Genomic DNA, 6,181 nt, shown 5'->3' on the forward strand with positions numbered 1-6,181 from the left:
GAGATGCCGGTTTGCTGGAAGTCGGTCCAGAGCTGGGCCATGCGCATGATGGGCTGCGAGACTCTTTGCGCGAACATGTTGAAGGCGACGAACTGGCCGACCGTCAAGCCCGCGCCGGTGAGGTCATTGTTCATGACCAGGTGGGCGCCGTACCACAGGGTGGCGGCATTCACCAGCTTGCCGATCAGGTTCACGCCTTCATGCGCCACGCTGGCCAGGTTCTGGGTTTTGAAGCTGGCCGACACGTAGGCCGCCAGTTGGCTGTCCCAGCGCTTGCAGAAAGCCGGCTCCAGCGCGGTGGCCTTGACGGTCTGGATGCCGGTGACGGTTTCCACCAGCATGGACTGGTTCTCGGCACCGCGGGCGAACTTGACGTCCAGCCGTGCGCGCAGGATCGGCACCACGGCCAGGCTCAGGCCGAAGTACAGCGGCAGGCTGACCAGCACGATGAGCGTCAGGGGCACGCTGTAGAACAGCATCACCGCGATGAACACGATGGAGAAGAAGACATCCAGCAGCACGGTCAAGGCGTTGCCGGTGAGGAAGCTGCGGATGTTCTCCAGCTCGCGCACCCGGGCGACTGAATCGCCGACTCGGCGGGCCTGGAAGTAGGCCAGCGGCAGTTGCACCAGATGGCGGAACAGGCGTGCGCCGAGCTCGACGTCGATGCGGCTGGTGGTGTGGCTGAAGACATACGACCTCAGGGCGTTCAGGATGCTCTCGAAGATGACGACGATCACGAGGCCGATGACCAGCACGTCGAGCGTGGTCATGCCTTTATTCACAAGAACTTTGTCCATCACCACCTGGAAGAACAGCGGGCTGACCAGGCCGAACAGTTGCAGCATGAAGCTGATCAGCAAGACTTCGCCCAGCAGCTTGCGGTATTTGACGAGGGCCGGGATGAACCAGCTGAAGTCGAACTTGGCCAGCGCTCCGGCGATACTGGCGCGGCTGCTGATCAGGATCAGCTCGCCGGTCCATTGCGTGGCGAAGACTTCGACTGGTTCGATGGTGGGGCGGCTGTTGCTGCCTGCCGCTGAGCCAGGCGGCGCTGCGGATACGTCCTGAAACAGAACCCGCTGGCCGTCGCTTTGGGCCAGGATGACGAGGCGTAACGTTTCATCCTCCGTGCGCATCAGGGCCAGTGCCGGTAAGGGGGTCAATGCCAGGCGGTCGATGCTGGTGCGGCTGAGCTTGGCCTTGAGGCCCAGGTGCTGGGCGGCGCGCAGCACGTCTGAAGCGCTCAGTGCATCACTGGCGGACAGGCCGAGCTGATGGGCCAGTGTGGCGGGGTCGGCGGCGATCTGGTGAAAGCGGGCGACGGTGCACAGGGCGGCCAGCGGCGCCATCGGGTCCGTGGGGCTTAGCGGAACTTCATTGGAAGTGTTTGAATGGACTGAGTTTTGTTGTTGATCATCCGCGCTCGCGCTGTTGGCTGCGAGCCCACTTGAATTGACTGTCACACGCTGACCTTCCCTGATGGCCCGCAGTTATGTGGGGCCGGTTTTAGTTAGGGGAAATATATCGCGTGACGGAAATCAAAGATATCCCCCAAATGGGGGATAGGGGCGGGGACTTTCCCTTAAGGGCTTTCCATCAGACCACCCGGAGCTGCCCCGCTTTTAGTGCTTCATGATCCGCAGGCCAGGCTCGTCATCGGCCATCACCTGCTCGGCCCACAGGGCCAGCTTGCCGGCGTCGGCGCGCAGCACCTCTTGCTTGACCGCCAGAATTTGCGCCGGATGCATCGAAAAACTGCGCAGTCCCATGCCCAGCAACAAGCGGGTCAGGCTGGTGTCGCCGGCCATCTCGCCGCACACGCTCACGTGTTTGCCCTGGGCATTGCATTCGGCGATGGTGCCGGCCACCAGCCGCAGCACGGCCGGATGCAAGGGGTCGTACAGATGCGCCACCGACTCGTCGGCGCGGTCAATCGCCAGCGTGTACTGGATCAAATCATTGGTGCCTATCGACAGAAAATCGAAATACTTCAGAAACACCTTGAGCGTGAGGGCCGCGGCGGGGATCTCGATCATGGCGCCGATCTTGACCGGGCCATAGGCCACACCCCGGTTGTCCAGCTCGACGCGAGCCCGGTCAATCAAGGCCATGGTGTGGCGAATTTCGCTGGCGTGGACCAGCATCGGGATCAGCAGATTCGCCTGGCCATGGGCGGCGGCGCGCAGGATCGCCCTTAACTGCGTCAGGAACATGGCGGGATCGGCCAGGCTCCAGCGAATGGCGCGCAGACCCAAGGCCGGGTTCAGGTGTGCTTCGTCCTGCAGCGCGTTGTCCAGCGGTTTGTCGGCCCCGACATCGACCGTGCGAATCGTCACCGGCAAGCCCTGCATGCCTTCGATGGCGCGCCGGTAGGCCTGGTACTGCTCCTCTTCATTGGGCAGTTTGCCCTGGCGGCCCATGAACAGAAATTCGCTGCGGAACAAGCCCACGCCGACGGCTCCCGCCTTGATGGCGCCCAGCGCGTCTTCCGGCATCTCGATGTTGGCCAGCAATTCGATTTTTTGACCGTCCAGGGTGACAGCTGGCGTGTGCAGCAAGCGGGTCAGCCGCCCGCGATCGAGCTCATGCTGGCGTTGCTTGAAACCATACTCCGCCAGGATGATGGGCGAAGGGTCGACCACCACCACGCCGGCGTCGCCGTCAATGATGACCCAGTCATCCTGGCGCACCAGCTGGCTGCTCAGGCGCGCGCCGACCACCGCCGGAATGTCCATGCTGCGCGCGACGATGGCAGTGTGCGAGGTTTTGCCGCCCACGTCGGTAATGAAGCCGGCAAACACGCTTTGCTTGAACTGCAGCATGTCGGCCGGTGACAGTTCGTGTGCGATCAAAATCAAGGGCACATCGACGGTGTCGTCGAGCAGCAGGTCTTGTTGCGAGGTCTTGCGTTCCGCGCGCTTGGGTGGCGGCACCATGGACAAGGCCTCGCCTTGCATGGCGAGCAACACCTTTTCGGTAATTTGCTCCAGGTCGGCCTTGCGCTCGCGCAGGTACTCGTCCTCCATTTCGTCGAACTGGCGTGCAATCACTTCCAGCTGCGTCGTCAGCGCCCATTCAGCGTTGTACAGGCGGTCCGTGATCCAGTGCTTGACGCCGCCGATCAGCTCATCGTCCTGCAGCAGCATCAAGTGCACGTCCAGTAGCGCGATCAACTCATGGGGCGCCTCTTTCGGACCCATATGGATGACGCTGGCTTGCAGGCGGTGAATCTCATCCACCACCGCATTTCGCCCGATGCGTACCCGGTCAATCTCGGCATCCACCTGCGACGCCTCAATGAAATAGTGAGCGACGTCGACCCGGCTGGAGGCCACCAACACCGCGCGCCCGATGGCGATGCCGCGGGCGACTGCCAGACCGTGAATGGCGAAGGTCATAACAGCCGCAGCGCCGGGCCGCCCCAAGCAAGGCCAGCCCCCTCGGGGGGCAGCGCAGTACACGCAGTGGCAAGCGTGGGGGTCATGCTATTCACCCTCTCCGAATTTGTCGGCAATCAGCGCCAGCAGCGCGTTCATGGCTTCCTGTTCGCGCTCACCGGTGGTCTCGATTTCAACCATGCTGCCGATACCGGCCGCCAGCATCATGACGCCCATGATGCTCTTGGCGTTGACCCGCCGCTCGCCCTTGGCCATCCAGACTTCGCACGGGTAGCTGCCCGCCAGCTTGGTCAATTTGGCGGAGGCCCGCGCATGCAGGCCCAATTTATTGTTGATGGTCGTGGTTGTTTTGATCATTTTTCTTTCTCACCTGATTCTGGGGCGCTGTCGTCGCCACCTGCATGACACCCTGCGTGCCGCCGGCCAAGGCCCGCGCCACCAGCGCGTCCAACGACTCGCGTCGGTAGGTGACGGCGCGCAACAGCATGGGCAGATTTACCCCTGCTATCAATTTTGTATTCACTCCGTCAACCAGCTTCTGGGCCACGTTGCAAGGCGTCGCACCAAACATGTCGGTCAACACCAGTGTTCGCGGCGCATCCAGCAGGGCCAAGGCCTGCGTGGCACCCGCCAACGTTTCTTCGGGTGGCACATTGGGCTGCACATCAAACGCCGCCACACCCACCGCACCATCCGGAAAGACATGCAAAACGCACTGGCGCAGCGCACTGGCCAGTGGTGCATGCGCGATGATGAGAATGCCGTTGTTCATAGTTAAAACTTGCGGGACAGACCGCTGGCTTCACGACGTGAGCCCGCGCTGTCCTCAACACTTCAGAGCATTATGGCTTTTTGCAGTTAAAAAATAGACATAGGACGCAACAGAACGCAGCAGAAACACGCCCATCGCCGACTGGAAGGCCTGTATTTCTGCCAGACCCAGCGCCTTGAAACCATCGATGGCCAGACCGATGCCCCATTGCACGGCAAATACCCCGGCAAATATCACCAGGTTGTAAGCCGAAAGTGCCCGCCCGGCGAGCGCTGGAGCGAATGCCATGCCGACCGCCGGTTGCGCCAGCGAAACAAAAGTGCAGCCCACACAATACAAGCCAAACAAGTCGCCAGCCCACGTCGACAGTGCAGGACCAGCTATTATAATCATAGCAAGCACAAAGAAGCTGATAGGCAAACCCCGGCCAATCAAGCGATCCATATGAAACCCGCGCCGCCAGCGAAGCTGGTGGCCAAAGAAAAAGCGACGCAGCCCAGCACGGCCACCGCCAGAAAACTGAGAATGACCTTCTTCGGTCCATGCCGGTCCAGCCAGCTGCCCAGGGGCAACTGGGTGACCGAAAACCCAGATCTCCGGCACTGTGCGCAAACTCGTGGGTCAGCGTCGGTGACAGCATGGCGGTAATGGCGCGTATCAGGGCTGAAAAAAGTAGGCAAAGGCAAATACCAGAAAAACCACGATGGCCGCACGCTTGGGCCAGGTGCTCACTGCAGTCTGAGCCCTGAAAAAAAGGTTTCCGCCAGCGCCGGACTAACCGTGTCCGCGTACAGGGCGGCCTGAAATACCTGGGAGCCCTGCGCAAACCAGACGGCGTGCACCGCCATGCCCGAGCCGTCGGGGCGCAGGCCGCGCGTCTGAACCTGCACGGCGGGCGGCACCGCGCTGGCACCTTTGATCAGATAGGGCAACTCGCTCGGCGATGGCGCCCGCATGTTCTGCAGGGTGGCCGACTTCCACTGGCCAAGCGCCGCGCCCGCGTCGGCGGCAACCTTGATGTCGGCGTAGGCAACGGCAAACGTCGCGCCACCGGCATCGCACGCCCACATGGTCATGCTCACGTCTTGCGCCCCGAGGGATACCACGCGCGCGCTCAGATCGGGTTTGCAGGGAAACAACGCCACCAGGGGCGTTTGGTCGGAGCGAACGTCACGCCAGTTGAAAGTTGGACTGCAACCCGGCAGCATCGGGATGCCGCACAACACGGCAACGAGGAGGAAATAAGGCATGGGTCGATTATCTGTGCCGACACCCAGCGCTGGCTGTGCCACGGACGAGCAATGACCGCCTAGTTCAGTGCGCCAAATACCTTTTTCAACACGGCGCTGCCGGTGCCGACAGGATCGCGGCGAATCTTCTTTTCTTCCTCGCCAATCATCAAATAAAGGCCGTCCAGTGCCTTGCCCGTAACGTACTGCTGGATGTTGGCGTCTTCCTTTTTGACGAGCCCCAGATCGGCGGCCTTGCCGGCCACCTGGTTGTACTTTTCGGCCAATCCTACTTTCGCGGTCGCCTTGCTCACCACCGGCAAAAACTTGACGCTGAGCGGTGAACGGGTTTTGTCGGCAAAAAAAGCCGTGACCGAGGTCTCCCCACCGAGCAAAATTTTCTTGGCGTCGGTCACGTTCATGGACCGAACAACGCCGAGCAGCAAGTCTTTGGCCATCGGCACGGCCGCTTCGGCGCCACGGTTCATGGCGGTGACCAGCTCATCAATGCGCGCACCTTGTCCCAAGGCTCTGAGCAGTTTGGCGGCGTCTTCCAGATAGCCTGGCAAATGAATGCGTACTTTTTCATTCCCAAGAAAACCATCGGTCTTGCCCAACAAGTTCACCGCGGCAACAGCGCCTTTCTCCAACGCGGCTTTGAGGCCTTGCGACGCCTCGGTGTTGGTCAGGTCGTCAATGGAAAGGGCGTGCGCCCATTGTTGCGCCAGCAGGAGTACCGCCGCCAGCATCGGCAGCGGGAGAGAATTAAACTTGCGACG

At 61.5% G+C, this 6,181-nt stretch carries 7 protein-coding genes; all 7 read right to left on the reverse strand.

From position 1 onward, the window contains the following. Window positions 1–1,352, reverse strand: a 1,352-nt coding sequence (locus B3V69_RS16560; RefSeq protein WP_296448109.1) for an ABC transporter transmembrane domain-containing protein, incomplete at its 3' end; no start/stop codon positions are given. Window positions 1,353–1,625: 273 nt separating this feature from the next. Then, a complete protein-coding gene (ptsP, locus tag B3V69_RS16565) occupies window positions 1,626–3,401 on the reverse strand; it encodes a phosphoenolpyruvate--protein phosphotransferase (RefSeq protein ID WP_296448110.1) in 1,776 nt (591 codons plus the stop codon). An 87-nt stretch (window positions 3,402–3,488) separates the two neighbouring features. Further along, window positions 3,489–3,758, reverse strand: a complete 270-nt coding sequence (locus B3V69_RS16570; protein WP_296448111.1) for an HPr family phosphocarrier protein — start codon at window positions 3,756–3,758, stop codon at window positions 3,489–3,491. Continuing rightward, the gene (locus B3V69_RS16575) at window positions 3,727–4,173 is read right to left on the reverse strand and encodes a PTS sugar transporter subunit IIA (protein WP_296448112.1); all 447 of its coding nucleotides are present in this window, start codon (window positions 4,171–4,173) and stop codon (window positions 3,727–3,729) included. Before B3V69_RS16575 ends, B3V69_RS16570 begins: the two co-directional genes overlap by 32 nt. A 54-nt stretch (window positions 4,174–4,227) precedes the next feature. Beyond that, window positions 4,228–4,617: a hypothetical protein gene (locus tag B3V69_RS20675; protein WP_349679227.1), complete on the reverse strand. Its 390-nt coding sequence runs from the start codon at window positions 4,615–4,617 to the stop codon at window positions 4,228–4,230. A gap of 284 nt (window positions 4,618–4,901) precedes the next feature. Then, complete coding sequence (locus tag B3V69_RS16585; protein ID WP_296448113.1) at window positions 4,902–5,423, reverse strand: hypothetical protein; 522 nt, start codon at window positions 5,421–5,423, stop codon at window positions 4,902–4,904. A gap of 59 nt (window positions 5,424–5,482) precedes the next feature. After that, window positions 5,483–6,181: DUF4197 domain-containing protein (locus tag B3V69_RS16590; protein WP_414707562.1), on the reverse strand; the 699-nt coding region annotated here is incomplete at its 5' end.

Origin of the sequence: Rhodoferax sp. UBA5149, from assembly GCF_002413825.1 — a bacterium.
Lineage (GTDB): Bacteria > Pseudomonadota > Gammaproteobacteria > Burkholderiales > Burkholderiaceae_C > Rhodoferax.